Origin of the sequence: Sphingobacterium sp. UBA6317 (assembly GCF_002440385.1) — a bacterium.
Taxonomy (GTDB): Bacteria; Bacteroidota; Bacteroidia; order Sphingobacteriales; family Sphingobacteriaceae; genus Sphingobacterium; species Sphingobacterium multivorum.
In genome coordinates this window covers 227,489-252,560 of sequence record NZ_DJTD01000041.1, presented here as the reverse complement: position 1 = coordinate 252,560, position 25,072 = coordinate 227,489, and the positions used below count along the sequence as shown (strand labels likewise).

Below are 25,072 nucleotides of genomic sequence, written 5' to 3'. Positions count from 1 at the left end.
GCTTTGGGATTCCCCTAATTTAAGCGTGGACAGGAGATATTCTTCTCCCTACACAAAAGGCCCGATCGTATGATCGGGCCTCTTTTATTTCGTAATTAATGTAATTTACAATTGATTTGCTCGGGCAGTTATTTCCGCAATGTCCAACACCTCAATCTCTGATTCTTTTTCTTTTATTTTTACGCCATCTTTTAACATCGTCATACAGAAAGGACATGCTGCAGCGACAACTTGAGGCTGTGCATCGATGACTTCTTCGATACGTTCGATGTTAATGTCTTTTGCTCCGGGCTCTGGTTCTTTAAACATTTGTCCGCCCCCAGCACCGCAGCAAAGTCCATTGCTCTTACAACGTTTCAGTTCGATCAACTGGGCATCCAAGCTTTCCAATACTTTTCTCGGTGCCTCATAGACCTCATTCGCACGACCAAGATAACAGGGATCATGATAGGTTATCTTCTTTCCTTTGAATACGTTGTTATCTGCTGGTTTTAATTTTCCTTCATTGATCAGGTTTTGGATCAATTGTGTATGATGAATGACCTCATAGTTACCACCTAGGGATGGATACTCATTTTTCAAGGTATTGAAACAGTGTGGGCAAGCCGTTACTATTTTTTTGATTTCATAGCCATTGAGTACTTCGATGTTCATCATGGCCTGCATTTGAAATAGAAATTCGTTTCCACTTCTTTTGGCAGGATCGCCCGTACAACTTTCTTCTGTACCTAAGATGGCATATTTTAAACCGACATGTTGTAATATTCTGCAGATATCGCGCGTAATTTTCTGTGCACGTTCGTCAAAACTCCCTGCACAACCTACCCAAAATAGTATATCAGGAGTTTCTCCTTTGGCCAACAGTTCTGCAACTGTGGGAACTTTTAATTCATTTTCCATCATAAAACTATTGTTGTTGAGTCCAATTGGCGCGGTCCAATTGCGCATATTTCCAAGGGGCACCATTATTCTCAATATTTCCAAACATATTGTTAATACTCGCAGGAGCTTGTGATTCTTCCATAACAGCAAAGCGGCGTAGCTCAATAATAATATCCAAAGGATTAATATTGACCGGGCATTGTTCTACACATGCATTACAGCTTGTACAGGCCCATAACTCTTCTCGACTGATGTAAGTGTCAATGAGAGATTTTCCGTCATCCTGAAAGCTTCCATTTGTTTTGATATTCGTACCGACTTCAGTGAGTCGATCCCTTGTATCCATCATGATTTTTCGTGGGGACAGCAGCTTTCCCGTTATATTTGCGGGGCAGGAAGATGTACAACGTCCACATTCAGTACAGGTATATGCATCCAATAAGCTCTTCCAGGTTAAATCCTGAACATCTTTGGCTCCAAAGCGTGCATTTGCATCTGCTGGAGGCGGGGTGAAACTCGGATCAAGCATTGCCTTAACCTCATTGGTCACAGCTGGCATATTGGATAGTTTGCCTTTTGCGTTCAGATTAGAAAAATAGGTGTTCGGAAAAGCCAAAATAATATGAAGGTGCTTGGAATAGGGGAGGTAGTTTAAGAAGGCAAGTACACCTAGGATATGAAACCACCAACAAGACCGCTCTATTAAAAATAAGGCCTCCGTCGAAGTAGGAAGGTATGGAAGAAGATAATGGCTTACTGGAAAGGAACCTGCCGATTTAAAATGTGCAAAGCCATAGAGTTGCAATTTAAGATCAGAAGCGTTCATCAGTAGGAAAGCCGACATTAAAAGAATCTCTGTGATTAAAATAATATTTGCATCCGTCTTGGGCCAATGTTTCAATTCCGCGCTATTTAAGCGAGCTACTTTAGCAATATTTCTCCGAAATAAAAAGATGAGACAGGATACCAGTACACCCAGCGCGAGCCATTCAAATGCCCCAATCAGGAAATTATAAAGACCCCCTAGAAATGAAAAGATACGATGTGTACCAAAAAGCCCGTCTATGACAATCTCCAACATCTCAATATTGATGATGACAAATCCAAGGTATACAAATAAATGTAGGACTGCGGGGAAAATACGCTTAAACATTTTCTTTTGACCAAAGGCGACGAGGAACATCATTTTCCAACGCTCCGCGGATCTGTCCGAACGATCTGCCGGTCTGCCTAGCTTGATATTACGATAAATCTGTTGTGCATTTTTGCTAAAAAGAAACAATGCTACAGCGAAACAAACCGCAAATATTAGTTGACCTATCATATGCTTGTATCTTGGTTATAAACAAATATACTATATTATTTTGTTATGCTAACATAGTAAAAATAAATCAAAAATGAGGACCTAACACGATAAATTATTGGAATTTTTTAATGGTGAATTTAGGCTGTAATGAAAAACGTCCAGAAGGAATTATTTCTTCTTGGACGTTTTCTCTAGTTGTATCTGAGTAGACTACAGCTCAACATCAGAAAATGTCTGTTCTAATATTTTACGCATCGTTTTCTGAATTCGTTCTTTTCCTGCTTCGGTATTTACATCAATACCGCAAAATGTACTACCTGTAGATTTTGCCTGAAGGCTCAAATAATAAATTGAACTGACTAAAATCGCTAATGTCGCTCTAAGGTCGTTTTCGGAGTTTTCGAATTTTGAATCGACATGTTTAAATAGTTCTTCGCCGAGCAATTCTCTTCTGTCGGCTATATTTTTAAGGGCTTTTGTTTTTTCGCCCAGTCCCCAATGAATAACTTTTTGCTTCGTCTTATCCTTCAAAAAGGTGTTAAATTGAGATTTAAGCAATTCTTCTATCAAGGAGATACTGATGGAGCCCGGGTTTGTGATCATTTGTTCCAATACGCCCTTGTCTCCGATTTGCCAAAAATCTTTTTGTGTTAGGTAAGCTTCCACCAGTTGATCGAGACCGCCAAAATAATTCCATATTAATGCTTTGTTCAGTCCACATTCCAAAGCAATATTAGGCCCATTCAATGCATGGTATCCTTTTTTCTGAATTACCTTTCCGACAGCAGCGATCATTCGCGCCTTGGTGCGTTCTTTGTCGCGAATAGGACCGGAAGTTACCTTTCTTTCTTTTTTAGGATTATCCTCAATTACTTTCTTTTTCATGCGAATAAAATCATTTTAACGACGAAGCTTTCCTGGGTACCTCATATTCGTCAGTTAATGAACAAATTTGGGACCATGAAGTTTTCATTAGGGTAGATATGTTTGTTTTCCGAACCAATATCTACAATTTAGCTGGTAAATGCAAGAAAATCAAGCAGCAGATTTTTATTTACACTATAATTTGACTGATTCGATAAGCTTTTGAGTTTACCTTATTCTTTTCGCTGTAGAACTGGAGCGTATTTGGTGCTGTCGGCGTTTTACGCTGATTGAAATTCACTTGCCATTGGGAAAATAGATAGGCAATAAAAAAGGGATTATCGATATCGATAATCCCTTTTTTATTGCCTTGTATACTAGCTTATTTTCTTGCTGGAGCAGCAGTAGGAGCAGCTGTAGCTGAAATACCTAATTTTGTTTTTACAGCAGCAGTTAAATCCTCTCCGCCTTGGAAATAAGGAATATTTGTGCTTGAAATATCAAATACATAAGCCATACCTTTTTCTTTAGAAACAGCATTTACAGCTTCACCAACTTTTCTGTGTATAGGTGCAATTAATTCTTCTTCTTTTTTGTTCAAGTCTTCTTGAGCAGCTTGTTGTGCTGTTTGAATACGCGCTTGGATATCTTGTAATTCTTGACCTATTTTGTTGATTTCTGGATCAACCGTATCTTTATTTGCTTCACTTCTGTTACGCAATTTATCGTTTGCATCTTTTTGTTTTGTTTGATAGATGGTAACCATATCTTGAATTTCTTTGGTTTTACCATCACTCAATGTCTTCAACTGCCCTTCAGCTGTTTTAAATTCAGATGTTGACTGAATAATTTCAGCAAAATTGATATGACCAATCTTTTGTTGCGCATTTGCGAATTGAGTTGAGAAAAATACTGCCACTAAAGCAACCGCACCCTTTAATAAATTTTTCATGCTTTTCATTTTAATCTAATGAGCCATCTTTATGGCAATCTTTTAGTTTTCTAATTAATTACTACTATTATTATTTGTGTTCACAATGATAATAAACTCCCGCTTAGTTTGCAAGACTCGGATTGGGTTTATATCCTAATTTTGTAATGACATCATTACTTTTATTCAATTTTGGATTGGCATAGAGAAAAGTAGACTCATTGCCCTTGTCCATAATAAAATCAATTCCCTGGGCCGAAGCAACATCTTGGATAGCTTTTGCTACACGGTCTTGAATAGGCTTCATCAATTGAGTACGTCTTTTAAAGAGGTCGCCTTCAAATCCAAACTTTTGTTTTTGATAGTCTTTTACTTCTTTTTCTCTTGTCACGATTTCATCCTCTCGGCGGCGACGCATATCTTCATTTAATAAAACCTGGTCCTTTTGATAAGCCTGATATAGTTTTTCAATCTCAGCATATTTCTGATCCACTTCTTCCTGCCATTGCTTAGATAGGTCATCTAACTGTTTCTGTGCAGTCGTATATTCAGGAATATGTTTTAGGATATATTCTGAATCAGCATATGCAAGTTGTTGGGCAAATGTCGCTGTAGCACTCACGACTACAAAAGCTATAACTAACAATATTTTTTTCATATTTCCTGTAAGTTTTTATAGACTATACTTTTTATTATTTAACACTAATTTACCTTATGACTTCGGATAATCCCAAAAGTTTAATTCGAGAAAACCGCTCTACGTAAATTTACGGCTCAAAAATAAGAAAAAAGAAGCAATCTAACAGATATTTCTCGGGTTTAACACTATTTAACTTGTTGAAGAATGCTCCAATGCTAGTTGCCTGAGTGCTGTTTATAGCTTCTTTTTTCGGTGATCATAACCGCACTCAATATAAGAAAATTTATAAGATATATAGGGTGATTTCGCATTTAATCCGATCGGGTGGAAATGAAAGAAAAATGCATGATTTATTGGAAAATAATCTTAAAACAAAAAAGCTATCTACAATTTCTTGCGATAGCTTTTTATTTTATTTCGACAGGATTGGATCAACAAAGATTAGAATCCACCCATATTTTGCATGATACTAAATGTAAAGTTTTGTTTCCATGTACTGCTTGGTAAACCCGGGATAGGGTCGAATGCATGGCCGTAATCTATTCCTAGCATACCGAAGATAGGTAAGAAGATACGGGCACCAACACCTGCAGAACGACGTACTTTAAATGGGTTGTATTCGGTGAACTTGTTCCAGGTATTTGCCGCTTCAGCGAAAGCCAATACGTAAACTGTTGCCTGATCATTTAACATCACCGGGTGACGTAATTCCATTTGATATTTCGTATAGATTGGACTACCTGAATTTCGTGCCACATTCACATTTTGTGTTCCTTCAGGAATGATTACACCATTTGCATAACCACGTAACGCAACAATTTCAGATCCTTGTAGGTAATCAAACCCTTGCATACCATCCCCACCGACTTTGAAACGCTCGAAAGTTGATATCTCAGTTTTGCTGGAGTATTTACCCAAGAAACCAAATTGAGCTTGTGCTTTGAAAACAAGTTTTCCCGCAATTTTTGCATACCATTGCGAGTCAAATTTCCATTTGTGGTACTCTGTCCAACGGTAGCGTTCCTGAGCCGAACCATTTTTATAATCAATGTTGTTGAACAATGAATATGGAGGCGTCAATTGCACCGAGAATTTGATGTTTGAACCCGAAGTAGGATAGATAGGAGCATCGATCGAATTACGGCTAAACTCTTGCGTCAAGTTGATGTTATAGGCTGTACCATTATCAAATAGGAAGTAATTTCCATAATTCTGAAGCTTATAACGTTGGAATGACAAGGAAGTATTTGCCTGGAACCAGTTGTCTGGCCATTGCAAGCGTTTACCTAATGTTGCGGTAATACCAGTCATCCAAATACGATTCAACTCGGAATCCTTAACAATTTGCTCGCCAGTATAGTAGTTAAACCCACCATATGATGAACTCGAAGTATAGGCGCTCAAACCAAAATAAATTGGTTTTTTACCACCCAACCAAGGCTCGGAGAAAGAGAAACTATACGATTGATAACGTTTACCCGAAGTTTGACCACGCACACTCAACTTCTGTCCATCTCCACGTGGTAGCGGTTTCCAGGAACTTTTATCAAAGAAATTACTGGTAGAGAAGTTGTTAAATGTTAAACCTAACGTACCGATGATCTGACCGGCACCATAACCACCCGAAAGCTCGACCTGATCCGAAGGTTTTTCAGTCACATTGTAAACAATGTCCACTGTACCATCCGCATAATTTAGATTTGTCGGTACTGGGTTTGTCTTTTGCTCATCAAAATTTCCCAACTGCGCAATCTCACGCACACTGCGCATAATTTGTTCTTTTGAGAATTTTTGACCAGGTTTTGTATAAATAGAACGTAATACAACACGGTCGTTGGTTACATCATTACCTTTAACAATAACGTTATTGATGGTATATTGAGCACCTTCATAAACACGTAAATTTAAATCGATGGTATCGTTATAAATACGCGTTTGTTCGGGGTCTACTGAGAACGTAAGATAACCATCGTTCATATAGATTGAAGAGATGTCATCACTATTTTTTGTAGGACCCATCAATTTTGCTGTTAATTTTTCTTCCGAAAAAACATCACCACGTTTGACACCTAAAATTTTATTAAGCAAAGTGTCAGAATACTTAGCATTACCTGTCCAAACAATATTACCTACATAATATTTAGGACCTTCATAGATGTCAAAGTTAACCAACACATTTTTTTCACCATCGCGAATAACCGTATCTTTCAAGATTGTCGCATCACGATAGCCTTTGGCTGCCATTTTCTTGATTAGGTTTTCTTTACCTTCTTTGTATTTTTCTTCCTTGAATTTTCCAGGACCGAAAATACGGTACCACATTTTTTGCTTAATTGGCTTGGCCATTTTTCTCAACTCTTGCTGAGAAAAATGTTCATTCCCTGTAAAAGTCATTTTTTTGACTCTTACCTTATGTTTTTTATCCACATCGGCAATAAGTATTTCATTATTAGCCTGTGCCGAGTCTTTCACTGTTTTTAGGGTGATCTCCGGATATAAAAAAGCTTTTTCTTTTAAGAACCGTTGGATCGTACCACGTGTGGTGTTCATCAAGTTTTCGTTGACAATCTTACCAGTGTTACTATTTAAACGTTTGCGAACTTCTTCGGTCTGGCTTTTACTTAGACCGTTGATATCAATACGCGTTAAACGAGGACGTTCTACTACACGGATGGTCAAAAATATATTTTCACCTTCAATTTTATCTGCCCATAATTCGACATCATCAAAGAGGCCTTGAGCCATCATATCCTTCACTACTTTTGCAGTCGCCTCACTTGGAACTTCCAAATATTGACCTACTGACAATTTAGAGATCGTAATTAATACATTTTTATCTAAAAATTGTGTTCCAGTTATATCAATAGCACTAATTACATAGTTTTTAGGATTGAGATAGCTGATTTTTTCTGGGTCATTTAAATTGAACGCACCTTTGTCTTGTCCGTAGACAAGCTGCATTGATGAGAGACCAAAAAATAGTATTACGGGTAGTATACGCTTCATTTATCTATAATTATTGGCGCTAAAGTACACCAATCGTTTGTTAATTTTTGTTAATTAAGAAAATTTAACCAGCTTGCTTTTTTTAAATCAGTGGTCAAATTTAATAAAATCTTTATAACTGTTCACTTGTTTTTCCAAACCTTCTTTCGCGTTGCTGATAATCGACGATGGATTTAAATAAATCTTCTTTCGTAAACTCGGGCCACATCTTATCTAGGAAGCATAATTCTGAATAGGCAATTTGCCAAAGTAGGAAATTGCTTATTCTCAATTCTCCGCTGGTACGTATCAGAAGGTCAGGATCGGGTAGGTTTTGTGTATAGAGGTTTGCAGCGAATAATTCATCGTTAATTTCGTCTGCATTGAGTTTTCCGTCTTTTACTTTTTGGGCTAGATTTCGAGCGGCGTCCACAATTTCTTGTCGAGAACTGTAGCTCAAAGCTAATGTCAATGTACAGTGTGTATTTTCTTTCGTTGCTTCAATGGTCTCCTGCAGCTTTCTTTGTGCATTTGAGGGTAATTTGGTGATATCACCAATAACATTCAAACGGACGCCATTCTCCTGAAAAGTTTTGATTTCTTTTTTAAGGGAAGTAACCAATAGCTCCATGAGTGCCATTACCTCGAGCTTAGGCCTATTCCAGTTTTCTGCAGAAAATGCATAAAGTGTCAGAAATTTAATATTTGCTTTTACACATCCTTCTAATGCTTCTCGTACTGCTTTTACACCATTTTGATGCCCAAATACGCGAAGTTTCCCTTTCTGTTTTGCCCAACGGCCGTTGCCATCCATGATGATGGCTATATGCTGTGGCAATTTAATACTATCTATCTGATCTAAAAAACTCATTTTTGCTGTTTTCAATAAAATGAACACCTTAGGCATCAATGCTATTTTGGCGTTTTAAAACCTACTTTTGGTTTCCTGTATTGCTACCAATGATTATTGTTTGTTTAACGTACTTTTCATTGATTAATTATCGCACTTGGATTTCTATTCCGGATGTTCTTATTCCGTCTTTCTTTATTTCTTCCAAATATCGATTTTTAATTGGAAATTTAGAAGGACAATATGTAGAAAGATTGTTTTGTGTGTTTCTCTTCATACAAAGCGAGCTTGTGCGAAGTGAATTGATAGCCTAATAATTTCTGACATCGATGCCCCAAAGTAATTTTTCCCGCAGCGTACTGAAAAAGCTTTCATGGGGGAGTCTAATCAGATTAATAGTAAATGGAGCCTGTTTAATGGTTAATTTTACAGATGTATCAATAGACTCGTTTTTGGAATCACAGCTTAAGATGTATTGATTGCTTCGACTCTCTATTTCCAATTCAAGGGTAAACTGATTCGAGATGACAATGGGTCTCACATTGAGGTTGTGCGGAGAGATGGGGGTAATGACAAAATTGCCACTTTCCGGCATAATAATAGGTCCGCCGCAACTCAATGAATAGGCTGTGGATCCGGTAGGTGTAGCGATAATTAGTCCATCTGCCCAGTATGAATTCAGTAGTTCGCCATTGATGCGTGCATTGACCGTAATCATGGCCGAGCTGTCGTAACGAAATACGGTAATGTCATTGAGCGCATAATGATTGCCTTCAAACAAGTTAAGCTGTTCAGATTCTACAGAGAGCAGCACGCGCTTCTGTATGGTAAAACGCTGGTTCAGTATATCCTCGATGGCATCCTCAAAATCATTTTTATTGATGGACGCTAAAAAGCCGAGGCGTCCAAAGTTTATTCCTGCAATTGGAATTCCGGAATCTTTAATCAGGGAAACAGCAGATAACATGGTTCCATCTCCGCCTAGACTCAACATGATGTCAATATGATCTTTTATTTCTTGATAGGTATTGTATGTTGAGAAGTTAAAGGCGCATTCAAATTGTGATTGCAGAAATTCATGAAATGGATTATATACCCAGATCTCAATATTTTTATCGACAAGATATTCAAATAAGTGTTTCACATGTGGTATAACAGAGGGTTGAAACTCTCTTCCATATATTGCGATTCTCATATTGTTTTCAATTTATGGGGCAAAGATGAGAAAAAACTAATCTTAATCAAATGTTAATATAATTCATAAGCTGCTGATAACGGTCGGCAGTGTCGTCAAATGCAGCTATGGTATTATGGGTTTCAAGAATTAAATAGTTGTGTCTTAGGAATGAATTCAGTAAGGCATTGATGTTTGACTTGTCGACTTTAAGGGTAACTTCAATGTTGTCACTTTCCAAATTTATTTTAGTTGCGCAATTGAGGATTCTGCAATTGTCACTTTCAACAAGGTGCGCAATCTGTGAAAGTGAAAAATCGTGTAGGCCAGTCGCCAACACAATAATAGCACCAGATTCATTTTGTGATTGAATTGAACTTATTGCCTTTAATATATCCAATTGTGTTGACACACCAATATATTTGTTGTCTTGATCTAAAATAGGAATGATTGTGCTATTATATACCGTTATCATCACCAGGGCATCATAGGGGTGTTGATTGAACTTCAGCTGTATGGGGGCCGTATTTATTTTTATGGAAGAAAGGGGAGCTTCTTCATCTTCCGCATCCAATAAGATGGTTTCATTAACCAGGCCAATATAGTCGTCACCATTTAAAACGACTAATTCTTTACAAAGCATATCTTGCAGCTTCTCTAGCGCTTGTTGTATTGAATCAGCATTTTGAATACTGAAATCAGCATTTGAAAGAAATTGACTTATTAGCATACTCAAACTTAATAAAAAAACTAGGTGAAAAGAAATTTTACAGGATCAGATTTATACTTAATTCGTTGATTGCTTGTAATACCTAAAACAGGAAGCACAGAGAACGAATACATTATTGCAAATAAGTACAATTTTAAAGTTTAAAATTGTACTTTTATTACCATTCTGTTATTATTTTTGTCAACGAATTGGGATACGCCTAAAAACTGGGCTTAAATGGAGGTGAAGTATTTTTAATTGGAACAGTAAGATTGATGATCACAAGCGAGAGTAAAAAGTTTATTGATATACGTGAAGTTATTCACAAAAAAAATGCGGGCCTTGCTAAATGGATTCCGTCTTTTTTACTTAATTATTTAAAAAGGACAATTCATGAAGACGAGATAAATGATATTATGACGCGCTTTGCGGATCTTCAGGGCCTGGACTTTGTTGATGCATTGATCAACGATCTGGATGTCAAGGTCAATTTGTATGGGGCAGAAAATATTCCAGTATCGGATCCGGTTATTTTTGCGTCCAATCACCCTTTGGGCGGATTGGATGGAATTGCATTTATGCACGCTATAGGTAAATATAGACGCGATGTGAAATTTTTGGTTAATGATATTCTTTTAAATATAGGTAATTTGAGGCCTTTGTTTGTCGGTGTCAATAAGTTGGGGGGGCAGGGGAAACAGGCTATTTCTGCGATCGAGGAGGCTTACGGAGCGGATGATGCGCTATTGGTATTCCCTGCTGGTTTGGTTTCCAGAAAACAAAACGATGGCCGTATAGAAGACCTAGAATGGAAGAAAAGTTTTATTAGCAAAGCAAAAAAATATAAAAAAGATATCATTCCGGTCCTGATTGACGGTAAAAACTCTAAGTTTTTTTATAATTTTGCAAGGCTTAGACAGAAATTGGGTCTCAAGGTAAACATTGAAATGTTATATTTACCTGATGAAATGTTTGCTCAACGCGGACATACCGTCAATATTATAGTAGGAGAAAGAATCCCTTATACAGCGTTTGATCAATCAAAAAACGAAAAAACTTGGGCTGAGGAAGTGAAAAGAAGGGTTTATGGATTGGCTCAAGAAAAATAGAATTTATGCAAGAAATTATACCTCCAGTTGATAGAGAATTATTGAAGACCGAATTGAATAAAGAAGTCTTCTTACGATATACCAACAATGGAAATAACGAGATATACCTAATCAACTATCATAATTCGCCAAATGTCATGCGTGAAATTGGGCGTTTGCGGGAGTTGACTTTTCGTGGCGCAGGGGGAGGTACAGGACTTTCAATTGATATCGATGAAAATGATACATGCGAAGATTGTTACGATCAGTTGATCGCATGGAATCCCGAAGATGAAGAGGTGGTTGCCGGTTATAGGGTAATCAAATGTGCCGAGGCTGGTGAAGTAAACGGCATACCCAATTTATCAACAGCACATTATTTTCAGTTTTCCGAATTATTTACGAATGAATATCTACCTTACACCATAGAGTTGGGACGGTCGTTTGTACAGCCTAAGTACCAACCAGCCATCGACAATAGAAAAGGAATTTTTTCATTGGACAATCTTTGGGACGGTTTAGGGGCTTTGGTGATGCTTAACCCTGAAATTAAATACCTCTTTGGTAAAGTGACCATGTATCCACATTATAATAAAGATGCACGGGATATGTTGCTTTATTTTATGGACTATTATTTTCCTGACCATGATAAATTGGTTCTTCCTCTTCCGGAATTGGAAATCAAAAATGATTACGATCGCTTTGTCGGCGTATTTGATGGGCTGGATTATAAAGAAGGATATAAGGTATTAAATAGCCATGTGAGAGCATTGGGAGAGAATATTCCACCGTTGATCAATACCTATATGAACCTATCGCCTACGATGAAATCATTTGGCACTGCACGTAATGATGAGTTTGGTACGGTAGAAGAAAAAGGTATTTTGATTGTAATTGATGATGTGTATCCCGTGAAGAAGGAACGCCATATGAATACGTTTGATCGGGATCGTGAATACGGTCATAGAAAACCCAAGCGTGGATAATAAAATAAAAGGGATTCAATTTTTGAATCCCTTTTATTTTGTTCGTGCAGCTCGACCTTGATTAGGCCGGTTTTATACAGGTATACAGTGCAAAGGCTAAAATGGCGCCCAAGATCGGTCCTAGGATTGGAATCCAGGCATAAGACCAGTCGGAGCTACCTTTTCCTTTGATTGGCCAAAGCGCATGAAATAAGCGCGGGCCAAAATCCCGGGCAGGATTGATGGCATATCCCGTAGTTCCTCCTAGGGAGAGACCGATGGCCCACACGAGGAATGCAACGGGTATCGCACCAAGGGAGCCCATGCCAATGGGAGCTGTTTTTCCGTCAATGGTGACATCTTGACCTGTTATGAAGAAAATTACAAAAATCAACACAAAGGTTCCGATAATTTCACTTGCCAGATTTGTTGATGTATTTCGGATGTTGGGTATAGTAGCGAAAACACCAAGTTTGGTCGTTGGGTCTGCTGTTGCATCGAAATGGTCTTTGTGCATGATGTAGGTCAACATCGCGCCACAGAAACCACCGGCAATTTGTGCGAGAATATAGCCAGGTACTTCCATCCAAGGGAGGCCATGATTAAGGGCTACGGCAATGGTTACCGCAGGATTGAGATGGGCTCCGGTATATGGGCCGGCAAAAACAACACCTACATAGACTGCAAGTGCCCATGCGGTCGTGATTACAATCCACCCTCCATTTTCTCCTTTTGTGCCTTTTAAGATAACGTTGGCCACAACCCCATTGCCTAAAAGAAGGAGAAGGGTGGTGCCGATAAATTCTGCTAAATAATGGTTCATGCTTGTTGGTTAGTTTTCGGTCCAGTATTGTAATGCTTTGACTCCCTTGGTCCAGAGCTTAATAATCTTTTTTGTTTGCTCTTCTTGCTCTGCTTCAGGTTCAAATATACGATCCTGTGCCCAAAACTTAGAAATCTCATCCTCATTTTTCCAGAATCCCACGGCCAGTCCGGCGAGGTATGCTGCCCCCAAAGCTGTAGTTTCTGTAATTTTGGGGCGTACAACTTTGCTGTTTAGTACATTGGCCTGAATCTGCATAAGTAGATTATTCGCTGTTGCGCCGCCGTCTACACGCAATTCTTTGATCGGTATGCCGCTATCAGCTTCCATGGCTTGCAGCACATCACGAGTCTGCAGGGAAATTGCCTCTAGCGAGGCGCGTGCAATATGACCATTGGTTGTTGCACGCGTAAGGCCAAATAGTGTACCTTGTGCACGAGCGTTCCAGTATGGAGCCCCCAGTCCGGCGAATGTAGGGATAAATGTGACACCGCCATTATCTTTTTCTGTCAGCGCTAATTGCTCTATGTCTGCCGATTTGTAGATGATGTTGAGATTGTCGCGTAGCCATTGGACCAGTGCACCGCCGATAAATATGCTCCCCTCTAAGGCATATTCTGTTTTTCCGTTGATTTTCCAGGCGACAGTCGTTAAAAGGTTGTTCTTTGAACGGATTGGTTTATCCCCGATGTTCATTAACATAAAACATCCAGTGCCGTACGTGTTTTTGACCATTCCCTTTTCAATACATTGCTGTCCGAACAGTGCCGCCTGCTGGTCGCCAGCAATTCCAGCTATCTTGACTTTGTGTGCAAAAATGGTTGTCCGTGATTCCCCATATATTTCACTGCTTTCTTTTACTTCGGGCAGCATGGCGGCTGGGATGTCAAATAATTCGAGTAGCTCCTTATCCCATTCCATGCTATGAATATTAAAGAGTAAGGTGCGGGAAGCGTTTGTTACATCCGTAATGTGAGCATCGCCCCGGGTGAGGTTCCAGACGAGCCAAGTGTCAATAGTTCCACAGATTAATTCCCCGTTTTGTGCTTTTTCCCGGGCACCTTCCACGTTATCCAGAATCCATTTTATTTTGGTTGCAGAAAAGTAAGGATCTAATATTAGGCCTGTTTTTTCCTGGATCATCTCATGTTTTCCAGAGCTACGCAACTCGTCGCAATAATCTGCTGTGCGTTTATCTTGCCATACAATGGCATTGTAGATGGGTTTTCCTGTTTCTTTTTCCCAAACGACCACAGTTTCCCGTTGATTGGTAATGCCAATGGCGGCAATATTTTTGCCGTTTAACCCTGCTTTTGTGGTTGCTTCTGCAGTGACACCTGCCTGTGTTGACCAGATTTCATGTGGATCGTGTTCAACCCATCCTGGTTGTGGGAATATTTGCGTAAATTCCTTCTGGGCAATGGAGACTATATTTCTGTCTTTATCAAAAATGATAGCTCTGGAGCTGGTGGTACCTTGATCCATTGCCAAGATGTATTGTTGTTCCATAATTGAGTAATTGAGTATTGCTGGTTATTTTGTATTACTTTAAGATATAATTTTTTGCAACATTTTGAAAATGCGTTATTTGATCATTTTGCCAATCTTCATCTTTTTCCAGTTCCTGGGCGAGTATTTTTGCGACATCAGGTGCAGCTTCAATTGCAGCTTTCGCATCAAGAAATAGCATCCGTACCCGACGGGATAGCACATCTTCCACAGTCCTGGCAAGTTCATTGCGTGCTGCCCAAACAACTTCGGCCTTTTTGAACTCAAGATGTGGGATTAACTTTTCGTCCCATTCGGGATTTTCCTGAGCCAATGCATTGATCATTTCTTGGTCGGCACCGTAAATATACATATGATTGCTTCTGTCGGACGTTGGAATGGCGCTATAGATCTTTTGTGTGGCAGACCGGCTTTCTTTTTGAGGTAAACAACCAATTTTTATCGCTTTGTCTAGGGTATCTTGGCCCATTCGACGGAATGTTGTCCACTTTCCGCCAGTTAAAGTCAGTAATTTGGAGTCGCTAACAATAACCTTGTGGCTTCGTGAGATCTCTTTGGTTTTGTTTGAGTTACCTGTAGGGGCTGCCAGTGGACGGAGGCCGGCGAATACGGCCAATGCATCCGCTCTTGTTGGTTGTTTTGTCAAGTAACGTCCCGCCGTTTTCAGAATAAAATCGATCTCCTGCTCCAAAGCTACCGGTTCAAGGCTATGCTCGTCTATCGGTGTATCCGTTGTTCCCACAATGACTCGATTATGCCAAGGTACTAGAAAAAGGACCCGTCCATCATCCGTTTTTGGAATCATAATGGCATCGTCGCCCGGGAGAAACGACTTGTCAAATACAAGGTGAACACCCTGGCTGGGGCGTACCATTTGTTTCGCTTCAGGTCTATCCATTTTTAAGATATCATCGACAAATATTCCTGTAGCATTGATAACAGCTTTGCCTTGTATGGTGAAAACTTCACCAGTTTCGGTATCATTGGCGATGACACCGTTTATTCGTCCATCGCTGTCTTTGGTGAGGTTATTGACCCTTACATAATTTAGGGCGACTCCGCCCATTTGTATACAGGTCTGCGCAACGTTGAGCGCAAGCCTGGAGTCGTCAAATTGTCCGTCTTGATATACCACGCCACCATATAGCCCTTTAGGTCGTACAGTGCTTATGCGATTGAGCGTTTCTTCTTTATTGATATGAATGGATTTTCCCAAGCTTAATTTACCTGCCAGAAGGTCATATATTTTCATTCCAATGGTGTAAAATGGGCCATCGAACCAGCTGTAGTTTGGAATGATAAACGATTGGTTTTTAACAAGGTGTGGAGCATTTTTTTGGAGTAAACCTCTTTCATGAAGCGCTTCTTTAACCAATGAGATGTCGCCTTGAGCCAAGTAGCGTACACCACCGTGAACAAGCTTTGTTGCTTTGCTTGAAGTGCCTTTTGCAAAATCAACCTGCTCCAATAAAATTGTTTTGAACCCTCGGCTTAAGGCATCTAATGCAACACCTAATCCGCTGGCACCGCCGCCTATGACGATAACATCCCACGCGCTCGTATCCCTTATTTTTTCTATCAGTTTTGACCTGTTGAATTCTTGGTGTTTCATTTTGTTTCGTTTTGGATTTTTGTAGTGAATCTTCTGTGCTTCTTTTACTACTTCCTTTACACTAAGTTATGCTATATTTGTTAAATTTTAAAGGAAATTAAATAATATTTATGTTAAGGTCAGGTGTTTGTTTTTGTTTTGTTTTGTTTTTATTTTAGCAAAAGGAAGTCTTTTTGGTTTTTACGGGTGATAGGGTATAGCATATCAACAGGTTGCCTTTTTTACTTCTCCCCAATGGCGGTATTTTGAATGACACCCCTATTCTGATCACCTAAGGTCATGTATATAGGGCTTAATCGCGTTTTTATGAATCCGCTGAAATACGGTCCGTTGTAGTCCTGGGTGTTTTTTTTCATGGTCAATAGCTATATCATGTTTAACGATTATGTGCTGCTTATGTTTTGGTTTGGGGAAATGATTTTGTAATTTTAGATTCGTATTTAATTTATTTATGATGAGAAATATAAGATTATTACTGTGTGGAGCTATTGTGTTTTTGGGGACGGTACTCGTACAGTCCAAAGCGTTCTCACAGCAGCTTGCTACAGCTCAGGATCTTTCGAAGCCTTACAATCCAGATGCCAATGCACAGAATGATATTGATCAGCTATTGGTTCAAGCAAAGAAAGAAAAGAAAAACATCGTCATTCAAGCCGGTGGGAATTGGTGTGTCTGGTGTTTAAGATTTAATGAATATATCCATAAAACGGCAAGTGTCGACAAGTTGTTAAAGAGTCATTTCCTCTATTATCACCTCAATTATTCAAAGGAAAATAAAAGTGAAGCTGTGTTTCAAAAGTATGCCCCTGAAGTCAATAAACTAGGTTATCCATTTTTTATTATTTTGGATAGAAATGGAAAAACATTGCATGTACAGGAGAGTGGTAGTCTGGAAAAAGGAAAGGGCTATGATGAAGAAAAAGTGCTTAATTTCTTTAAAACTTGGGTTGCAAAATAGCAATTATCGACTTTGGGATTTCTAGTCGCGCTAAAGGAAAATACCCAGCAATCCTTTCCTAAACGACGATACATTCTGAAAGATCAGTAGCTTTCCTTCGTACCTGCTTCGTATCTGCTTCGGATCATCAATAGATCTTGTACAGATGCTGTACAGATAATGTCCAGTCTCCAAACAGGAAAGGTCTGTACACTACTAGGTCAACAGTCGTAACGGAATTGGGCAGCTCCGAACGTGGTCCGAAGCAGGTACGAACACAATATGAATAAAAGCCAGCTGTCTTATACTGAAATAGGTTTACATCTACCGAACAGCTTACTATATAGATTTTACAATCTATTTTTTTCTACTGGATATGGTTGTCATTGTCTGTGATTTTGCCTTTAATTTACGCCCGATTGTAAATAATGGCGGATAGGCTGAAAATAAAAAGGTCTCGTTCCTAGAAACGAGACCTTTTTATTTTGGCTTAAAATAGCTCTTTTTTACGAGGATATTGTTTTGATCCCCCAATGACGAGCGTGCTTACTCTTGGTAGAATATAATATCTTATTGGTAGCCTAACAATTTCATTACTTGTTTGGAGTTTTGCTCCTCACCGAACACCTCGTAGTTGAATGTTTCATCTCTATTGCGGCGTACAAGCACATGTTTGGGTGAAGGAAGTAAGCAGTGGTGGATGCCTCCATATCCGCTTAAAACATCTTGATAGGCGCCTGTATGAAAGAAGCCCAGGTATTGAACCTTACGGGTCTTCGGCATAAATACCGAGTTCATATGCGCCTCCTGATTGTAATAATCCTGTCCATCGCATGTGATGCCACCCAAATTGACGCGTTCATATTCTGAATCCCAGTTATTGATCGGCAATAGAATGTATTTTTGATTCAATGCCCATACATCCGGCAAATTTGTAATGAATGAACCATCAATCATAAACCAACGTTCGCGGTCGTTTTGTTGCTTGCGCCCTAAAACTTTATAGAGGATACCTGATGCTTCAGCAACAGTGTATTTGCCAAATTCAGTAATAATGTCTGGTTCCATCACTTCATGGTGAGCACAGATTTGTTTGATACGGTTGACGATCTCATTGACCATATATTCGTAATCAAAGTCGTGTACCAATGAATCCTTAAATGGCATGCCACCACCGATATCTAGGGTATCTAAATCCGGGTTTACTTTCTTGAATTTACAATATAAAGTAACGTATTTCTCTAATTCGTTCCAGTAATACGGGGTGTCCGAGATACCTGAATTAATGAAAAAATGGAGCAACTTTACTTTAAAGTTTGGATTGTCGGCGATCTTGTTGTTATAGAATTCAACGACGTCTTCCTGGCGAATCCCTAGGCGAGATGTATAGAATTGAGAATCTGGTTGCTCTTCGGAAGCAACGCGGATACCTAAAGCACAAGGCTCATCCAATTCGATTTCATCATCATAAAGGTTAAACTCCTCTTTGTTATCCAGCACCGGTATAATGTTTTTATATCCATCGTGGATCATATCAACAATATATTGTTTGTACTGGTAGGTTTTGAACCCATTACAGATCACTGTAATGTCTTTTGTTACTGTGCCCTGTCTTTCCAATGAATCGATCATCGGCATATCAAATGCAGATGAAGTTTCCAGGTGGATATCATTTTTCAAAGCTTCCTCTACGATGTGCTTGAAATGGGATGACTTGGTACAATAACAATATTTGTAAGATCCGCGATAGTTGTGTTTCAGAATTGCGGTCTGAAAGAGGATTTTCGCTTGCTGAATTTTTTTGCTGACGATAGGCAAATAGGTAAAACGTAACGGCGTACCGTACGTTTCTATCATTTCCATTAAATTCAAATCGTGGAAATACAATTCGTCGTCGATGATTTCGAATCCGTCTTGCGGAAAACCAACACTTAAGTCAAGAAATTCCTGATAGCTCTGCATTTTTTATTATTTTTGCAAAGATATACTTTAATGGTGAATACCTAAATAAGGAATGTTATTTATTTCCAATTCACTATCAGGAAGTTGTAAAAATTACAAAATCATTAAATGGCAAATTCTATTCAAAAGCGACTTGTTGAAGTCACTGTACAGGCAGTAAAAGAGCTTTACAATGCAGATATTTTAGAAACTCAAATTGCTTTACAAGCTACCCGAAAGGAGTTTGAGGGACAAATTACAATCGTAACTTTTCCCGTAACGCGCTTTTCGAAATCTTCTCCGGAACAAACCGGAAAGGAAATTGGTGCTTATTTGCAACAGCATATCGCTGAAATATCAGATTTCAATGTGATAAAAGGCTTTTTGAATATTGTTCTTTCCGATGCTTACTGGATCACGTTGTTGAATCAGACCATAACGGCGAAGGACTTTGCTGTATTTCCTGCGAACGGGAAAAAATTGATGGTGGAATACTCTTCTCCAAATACCAATAAACCACTGCACTTGGGACATATCCGTAATAACTTATTAGGATATGCTGTTGCGGAAATCCTAAAAGCGTATGGTTATGATGTGATCAAAGCAAATTTGGTGAACGATCGTGGTATCCATATCTGTAAGTCCATGTTGGCCTGGCAGAAATTTGGTAACGGTGAAACACCCGAGTCTACTGGACTTAAAGGCGACCACCTTGTTGGAAAATATTACGTTGTCTTTGACAAAGAATATAAAAAGGAAATCGAGGCATTGAAAGCTGAGGGGCAAACCGAAGAGGAAGCAAAGAAAAATGCACCTTTGATGAAGGAGGCACAAGCGATGTTGCAACAATGGGAAGCCGGTAATGAAGAGGTGATCTCCCTTTGGAAAACCATGAACAGTTGGGTGTACGCGGGGTTTGAAAAGACCTACAAACAATTAGGCGTCGATTTTGATAAATACTATTATGAATCCAATACATACTTGTTGGGTAAAGATATTATCCAGGAAGGTTTAGATAAAGGGGTTTTCTTTAAAAAAGAGGATAACTCCGTATGGATTGATCTAACAGACGAAGGATTGGATCAGAAGCTTGTGCTTCGTGGCGACGGTACTTCGGTCTATATTACACAAGATTTGGGGACAGCACAATTGAAATATGATGAATTCAAAATGAATGATTCTATTTATGTTGTCGGTAACGAACAGGATTACCATTTCAAGGTATTGTTTTTAATCTTAAAAAAACTAGGTAAAGCCTGGGCTGACGGATTGTTCCATTTATCGTATGGGATGGTCGACCTTCCTTCAGGTAAAATGAAATCGCGGGAGGGAACAGTTGTTGATGCGGATGATTTAATGGCTGAAATGCTTAAAACTGCACAGGTACGTACTGAGGAGCTTGGCAAGACTGGCGGATTGGACGAGGAATCAAAAGCTGCTCTTTACGATACGATCGGAATGGGAGCATTGAAATATTTTCTATTGAAAGTGGATCCTAAAAAACGTCTTTTGTTTGATCCAAATGAGTCTGTCGATTTTCAAGGTCATACAGGGCCGTTTATTCAATACACGCATGCGCGTATCAAATCTGTTTTAAGTAAAGCTGAATTCGATTTTGACAGTGCTGTGTCTGTACCGGCGACGATTTCCTCTTACGAGCGAGATCTAATTCAGCAATTAGGTGCGTTTCCGGAGGCTATTGAGGCTTCTGCGCAAGAGTTCAGCCCGGCGCAATTGGCAAACTATATCTATGAAGTAGCCAAGTTCTACAATAAATTCTATCATGAAGAAACGATATTGAAAGCGGAAGATCCTGATGTAAAGAACTTTAGATTGCATCTTTCGGCTTCTGCGGCAAAGGTTATCGCCAAAGGGATGAACTTATTGGGTATTCATGTACCTGAAAGAATGTAATGCTATGAAAAAAATTCGCGTAGGACTTATTGGTTTTGGAATTTCAGGTCAGGTTTTTCACGCTCCCGTGATGCGTTCGATAGCTGAACTGGATCTTGTTAAAGTGACCGCCCGGAAAGCAGATCAGCAAAGTTTGCTAAAGGAACGCTATCCACAGGCAGCAATTGCTTTGTCGGCAGATGATATTTTTAATGATGCAACTATTGATTTAGTCGTGGTTGCGACTTCCAATGACATGCATTATCCTTTTGCAAAACGTGCTTTGGAAGCAGGGAAACACGTTATTGTCGAGAAACCATTTACGAACAATGTAGAGCAGGCCGATGAGCTTATCGCGCTGGCTAAGGAGAAAAATCTGATTTTGGCGCCTTATCACAATTTAAGATTCAACTCCGATTATCGAACGTTAAAGAAAGTGATTCAAAGTGGACGATTGGGAAGAATTGTAAATTTGGAAGCTAGGTTTGATCGTTTCCGCAATTACTTGAGACCAAATGCATGGCGTGAAGAGCATTTACCGGGTTCGGGGATATTCTACGACTTGGGCTCGCATCTTATCGATCAAACTTTACAATTGTTTGGAAGACCAGATGCTGTTTTTGCAGATTTAGCTATTCAACGGGATCATGCGAAAACCATTGACAATTTCGACTGCTTATTGTACTATGATGACTTACGGGTATCGCTGAAAGGGTCTATGCTTACAAAAGAACCTACACCTCGATATCGTGTCTTTGGCATGAACGGAAATTTTGTAAAATATGGTGTCGATCCACAGGAAGCTTTACTGCGCGATGGTAAATTTCCCGATGAAGATCCAACCTGGGGACAAGAAGATCCAAGTCTATACGGTAAGCTCAATATTGTTGAACAGGGGAATGATATTGAAGAAATGATTCCTTCTGAAATAGGTTCTTATCCTGATTTTTATCAGAACGTTGCGGATAGCATATTGGGAAAAACTACCTTGATCGCATCGGCGGAACAGGCGCGGGATGTCATTAAAATTATTGAATTGGGGTATCAGAGTCAATTGGAACGAAGAGTTGTTTCTGTTGAAAATACATTGATTGCTTATTAGAGTGTTGCTGTGAGTATACTATACGATGCCATCATTATTGGGGGGGGAGCCTGCGGATTGATGTGTGCAGCCCAAGCAGGGCTAATTGGGAAGAAGACCTTGGTCCTTGAAAGAAACGATAAGGTCGGTGCGAAGATCCTGATTTCCGGAGGTGGGCGCTGTAATTATACAAATATTGGTAGCAGTCCCGCTAATTTCATTTCTGAAAATCCAGATTTTTTGCACAGTATATTCAAACAATGGACCGTGGACGATACCATTACATTTTTTGAACAATATGGTATCGTGGGACATGAAAAAACACTGGGACAGTTGTTTCCAGAGACCAATAAAGCAAAAGATATCGTTGCTGTATTTTCTAAAATTTTATACGAGACAGGGCAGGATATAGCCTTGAATACCTTGGTCAAATCTGTAGAAAAAAACGATAATGGCTTTGTGGTAAAAGTAGAAAATGCAAAAGGTGAGTCCCGATACCATGCCCATAAAGTGGTTGTTTCTTCCGGTGGGCTTCCGGTGCAAAAGCTTGGGGCCTCAGACTTTGGAGTACGCTTAGCTAAACAATTTGGTTTGAATGTAGTCGGTACAGCGCCTGCATTAGTCCCTTTGACGATAACTGGAAAAGATGCGGATTGGTATAGTTCTCTGGCTGGAAATTCGGTGTTCTCGAAAGTGTCTGTTGCCGGAATGTCTTTTGAAGAGAATATTCTCTTTACACACTGGGGATTAAGCGGACCTGCAATTCTTCAAATATCAAGTTATTGGCGGCCTGGACAGGAGATTACGATTGATCTCTTGCCTAATTTTAATTTGGATAATCTGATTAAACAGGAGCGACAATACGGCGGAAAGCGACTTGTTTCACAATTGCTAAACGATTATTTCAGCAGGAAATTGGTCGACGCCCTTGGGAAATTTTTGGCCTTGGATACCAAAATCGCCTCACTGAGTAAAGCTGATGCGAAGTTGATTGTCGATACGATCCATCGTTTCAAGGTAAAACCTGCGGGAGATAAGGGGTATGATAAAGCTGAGGTCATGCGTGGAGGAGTTTCAACGGAAGAGCTTCACTCCAAAAGCTTAATGTCTAAAAAAGTTGAAGGCCTTTATTTCGGCGGGGAGACTGTTGATATTACAGGATGGCTTGGCGGCTATAATTTCCAATGGGCTTGGGCTAGTGGTTACGCCATCGCCCAAGATATTTAGGTGTGTGAGCTATTATTCATGTTGTGAATTTGATATCTTATCGACAGATTTCTCAGCATAGAGTTCTGTGGCAGCTGTCAAGCGCTGTTTTATTCTCGTTTGTAAATTTCTTGGCGAGAGTACTTTAATGGATTCGCCAAAACCTAAAATTTCTCTTTCCAGTTCAAAGTTAAGTACAACATCGATGCGAATTAAGATTGAGCCATCCTCCTTTTTGTCTAAAATCTGCTGTGAAGGATGTAAGGGTTTTGTTGCTACATAAGGTGCATTTTTTGCATTGACTTGCAATATCACCCGCTGGCCGCGGTCTTTTTGTGTCTTCGTTACGCCTATGGTATCCGAAAAGTAACGTTCGAAATCGACCCCTGTATATTCCTTGTATGAATTTTTGCCCATTTCCTCGATGGTATTGATTCGATCAAGCGCCAGCGTCATTAATCCTTCATTCTTTTTATGCTGACCAATTAGAAACCATCGATTCCGATATTCTTTTAAGAGATAAGGGGAGAAGACCAGATCCTGCTGTTGTGTTGCTTTGAACGATTGGTAGCTGATCAGGAGTGGTGTTTTTTCACGAATGGCTTGATGCAGCGGGCTGATAAAAGAAAGGCCTTTTAGCAGGTTGTTACTTTCCATTTGTATAATGGAAGGTGAATTGTCCTTTTTGGTATGGATGCTATCTTCAAGCCGTGCAACAATATCGCTCATTTCATCAAAACTGGAGAAACCGCTCACATGCTTAAGTACCTCTACTGCTTCCTTCATTTTTTGCATGTCACCGACGGAAATCGGTGAATTGCTAATGCTATAGTTGGGATCTTCATAGGTGTAGAATTTTCGGTGCAACACCACAATAGGCGCATTGTAGCCAAGTTTATTGCTACGCATGAGTTGAATATCACCTTGTATGGTACGTTTACTTATCCCATTTTTGATTCCTTCAAATTCATAAAGTGCATCGGAAACCTTTTCCATGAGATCTTCCAAGGTCCATTTACGATGTCGCAAGCGAAGGCAATGGTCAATCGTTTTATAACGTATGAGGGCTAGTTTATTGAGTGCCATGTTTTTTTTGTTAGATTGAAAATACAAAAATTCTCTTTATCTACGCAAGGTAATTGCGTAGATTTTTGTGCCTGTGGTGCTAAATGAATGGTCTTTTCGAAATTGAAAAGAAATTCGGGTTTATCCGAGTAAAATAGCTACTTTTGCGCAGAAGCAAACTGGTTCTATCGCTGCTCTTTTTTAAGAGGAGAGGAAAGTCCGGGCAACATAGAGCAACACGCTTCCTAACGGGAAGGCTGTTATGAAAATAGCAGACAGAAAGTGCCACAGAAAATATACCGCTTTTCGGAGTAAGGGTGAAAACGTAAGGTAAGAGCTTACGGTCTTGTATGGTGACATATATTACGGTAAACCTCGTGTGTTGAAAGACCAAATAGGTTGCGAAATTCGAAGGCTGCTCGTCTTCTTTCAATGTATTGGAATTCGTAATGGGTAGGTTGATTGAGTTTGTCAGCGATGGCAAATCTAGATAAATGATAGAAATTCCACTTCGGTGGTCTACAGAACCCGGCTTACAAGGTTTGCTTCTTTTTGCTAATTGCCAAAAAAAACTTATATTGATTCCCGTAATTGAAAAAATAGCATAACTC

21 protein-coding genes and 1 other RNA gene are annotated in these 25,072 nt (G+C 39.4%); 7 read left to right on the top strand and 15 right to left on the bottom strand.

What is annotated here, in order from left to right:
* Positions 1-105: 105 nt before the first annotated feature.
* From B3E92_RS13835 to B3E92_RS13795, 9 genes are all read right to left on the bottom strand, one after another.
* Complete coding sequence (locus B3E92_RS13835; RefSeq protein ID WP_115049484.1) at positions 106-900, bottom strand: (Fe-S)-binding protein; 795 nt, start codon at positions 898-900, stop codon at positions 106-108.
* Positions 901-907: 7 nt separating this feature from the next.
* Complete coding sequence (locus B3E92_RS13830) at positions 908-2,206, bottom strand: 4Fe-4S dicluster domain-containing protein (RefSeq protein WP_070569191.1); 1,299 nt, start codon at positions 2,204-2,206, stop codon at positions 908-910.
* A gap of 192 nt (positions 2,207-2,398) precedes the next feature.
* Entirely contained in the window at positions 2,399-3,073 is a 675-nt protein-coding gene (locus tag B3E92_RS13825; protein ID WP_070569195.1) for a TetR/AcrR family transcriptional regulator, read from the bottom strand.
* Between the two features lie 361 nt (positions 3,074-3,434).
* Entirely contained in the window at positions 3,435-4,004 is a 570-nt protein-coding gene (locus B3E92_RS13820; protein ID WP_070569926.1) for an OmpH family outer membrane protein, read from the bottom strand.
* 103 nt (positions 4,005-4,107) lie between these two features.
* Positions 4,108-4,641, bottom strand: coding sequence for an OmpH family outer membrane protein (locus B3E92_RS13815; protein WP_046671928.1), 534 nt, complete (start codon positions 4,639-4,641; stop codon positions 4,108-4,110).
* A gap of 423 nt (positions 4,642-5,064) precedes the next feature.
* Positions 5,065-7,629, bottom strand: coding sequence for an outer membrane protein assembly factor BamA (bamA, locus tag B3E92_RS13810; RefSeq protein WP_115047835.1), 2,565 nt, complete (start codon positions 7,627-7,629; stop codon positions 5,065-5,067).
* 112 nt (positions 7,630-7,741) lie between these two features.
* On the bottom strand, positions 7,742-8,479 hold the full coding sequence (locus B3E92_RS13805; RefSeq protein WP_201639469.1) for an isoprenyl transferase: 738 nt from the start codon (positions 8,477-8,479) through the stop codon (positions 7,742-7,744).
* A 289-nt stretch (positions 8,480-8,768) separates the two neighbouring features.
* Complete coding sequence (locus B3E92_RS13800; RefSeq protein ID WP_112374400.1) at positions 8,769-9,653, bottom strand: NAD kinase; 885 nt, start codon at positions 9,651-9,653, stop codon at positions 8,769-8,771.
* A 46-nt stretch (positions 9,654-9,699) separates the two neighbouring features.
* The gene (locus tag B3E92_RS13795; protein WP_115047839.1) at positions 9,700-10,362 is read right to left on the bottom strand and encodes a CBS domain-containing protein; all 663 of its coding nucleotides are present in this window, start codon (positions 10,360-10,362) and stop codon (positions 9,700-9,702) included.
* A gap of 254 nt (positions 10,363-10,616) precedes the next feature.
* Here B3E92_RS13795 and B3E92_RS13790 point away from each other — a divergent pair, with 254 nt between their 5' ends.
* Both B3E92_RS13790 and B3E92_RS13785 read left to right on the top strand, forming a co-directional pair.
* The gene (locus B3E92_RS13790) at positions 10,617-11,450 is read left to right on the top strand and encodes a 1-acyl-sn-glycerol-3-phosphate acyltransferase (protein ID WP_112374399.1); all 834 of its coding nucleotides are present in this window, start codon (positions 10,617-10,619) and stop codon (positions 11,448-11,450) included.
* 5 nt (positions 11,451-11,455) lie between these two features.
* Positions 11,456-12,415: a GNAT family N-acetyltransferase gene (locus tag B3E92_RS13785; protein WP_046671934.1), complete on the top strand. Its 960-nt coding sequence runs from the start codon at positions 11,456-11,458 to the stop codon at positions 12,413-12,415.
* Between the two features lie 61 nt (positions 12,416-12,476).
* Here B3E92_RS13785 and B3E92_RS13780 read toward each other — a convergent pair whose 3' ends face one another.
* The 4 genes from B3E92_RS13780 to B3E92_RS13765 all read right to left on the bottom strand — a co-directional run bounded on the left by B3E92_RS13780 (position 12,477) and on the right by B3E92_RS13765 (position 16,694).
* Positions 12,477-13,217: an MIP/aquaporin family protein gene (locus B3E92_RS13780; protein ID WP_115047842.1), complete on the bottom strand. Its 741-nt coding sequence runs from the start codon at positions 13,215-13,217 to the stop codon at positions 12,477-12,479.
* Positions 13,218-13,226: 9 nt separating this feature from the next.
* On the bottom strand, positions 13,227-14,726 hold the full coding sequence (glpK, locus tag B3E92_RS13775) for a glycerol kinase GlpK (protein ID WP_070569218.1): 1,500 nt from the start codon (positions 14,724-14,726) through the stop codon (positions 13,227-13,229).
* 34 nt (positions 14,727-14,760) lie between these two features.
* A complete protein-coding gene (locus B3E92_RS13770) occupies positions 14,761-16,338 on the bottom strand; it encodes a glycerol-3-phosphate dehydrogenase/oxidase (RefSeq protein WP_286897228.1) in 1,578 nt (525 codons plus the stop codon).
* A gap of 221 nt (positions 16,339-16,559) precedes the next feature.
* A complete protein-coding gene (locus tag B3E92_RS13765; RefSeq protein ID WP_262511802.1) occupies positions 16,560-16,694 on the bottom strand; it encodes a hypothetical protein in 135 nt (44 codons plus the stop codon).
* Between the two features lie 95 nt (positions 16,695-16,789).
* On the opposite strand from B3E92_RS13765, the gene B3E92_RS13760 reads away from it, so the two are divergent.
* Entirely contained in the window at positions 16,790-17,296 is a 507-nt protein-coding gene (locus B3E92_RS13760; RefSeq protein WP_286710301.1) for a thioredoxin family protein, read from the top strand.
* 549 nt (positions 17,297-17,845) lie between these two features.
* Here the strand turns inward: B3E92_RS13760 and B3E92_RS13755 are convergent.
* Positions 17,846-19,237 carry an arginine decarboxylase gene (locus B3E92_RS13755; protein WP_046675638.1) on the bottom strand — a complete coding sequence of 464 codons (1,392 nt, stop codon included), beginning with the start codon at positions 19,235-19,237 and terminating at the stop codon, positions 17,846-17,848.
* A 108-nt stretch (positions 19,238-19,345) separates the two neighbouring features.
* Between B3E92_RS13755 and argS the strand changes: the two genes are divergently transcribed.
* Genes argS through B3E92_RS13740 form a run of 3 tightly spaced genes read left to right on the top strand, consistent with a single transcriptional unit; the run spans position 19,346 to position 23,417 of the window.
* Entirely contained in the window at positions 19,346-21,130 is a 1,785-nt protein-coding gene (gene argS / locus B3E92_RS13750) for an arginine--tRNA ligase (RefSeq protein ID WP_070569227.1), read from the top strand.
* 4 nt (positions 21,131-21,134) lie between these two features.
* Positions 21,135-22,211 carry an oxidoreductase gene (locus tag B3E92_RS13745; RefSeq protein WP_115049488.1) on the top strand — a complete coding sequence of 359 codons (1,077 nt, stop codon included), beginning with the start codon at positions 21,135-21,137 and terminating at the stop codon, positions 22,209-22,211.
* 15 nt (positions 22,212-22,226) lie between these two features.
* The gene (locus B3E92_RS13740) at positions 22,227-23,417 is read left to right on the top strand and encodes an NAD(P)/FAD-dependent oxidoreductase (RefSeq protein ID WP_286897230.1); all 1,191 of its coding nucleotides are present in this window, start codon (positions 22,227-22,229) and stop codon (positions 23,415-23,417) included.
* Positions 23,418-23,429: 12 nt separating this feature from the next.
* On the opposite strand, the gene B3E92_RS13735 is transcribed toward B3E92_RS13740, so the two are convergent.
* Positions 23,430-24,482, bottom strand: a complete 1,053-nt coding sequence (locus tag B3E92_RS13735) for a helix-turn-helix transcriptional regulator (protein WP_070569230.1) — start codon at positions 24,480-24,482, stop codon at positions 23,430-23,432.
* A gap of 151 nt (positions 24,483-24,633) precedes the next feature.
* Here B3E92_RS13735 and rnpB point away from each other — a divergent pair.
* Positions 24,634-25,013: RNase P RNA component class A (gene rnpB / locus B3E92_RS13730), an RNA gene on the top strand.
* Positions 25,014-25,072: the final 59 nt, after the last annotated feature.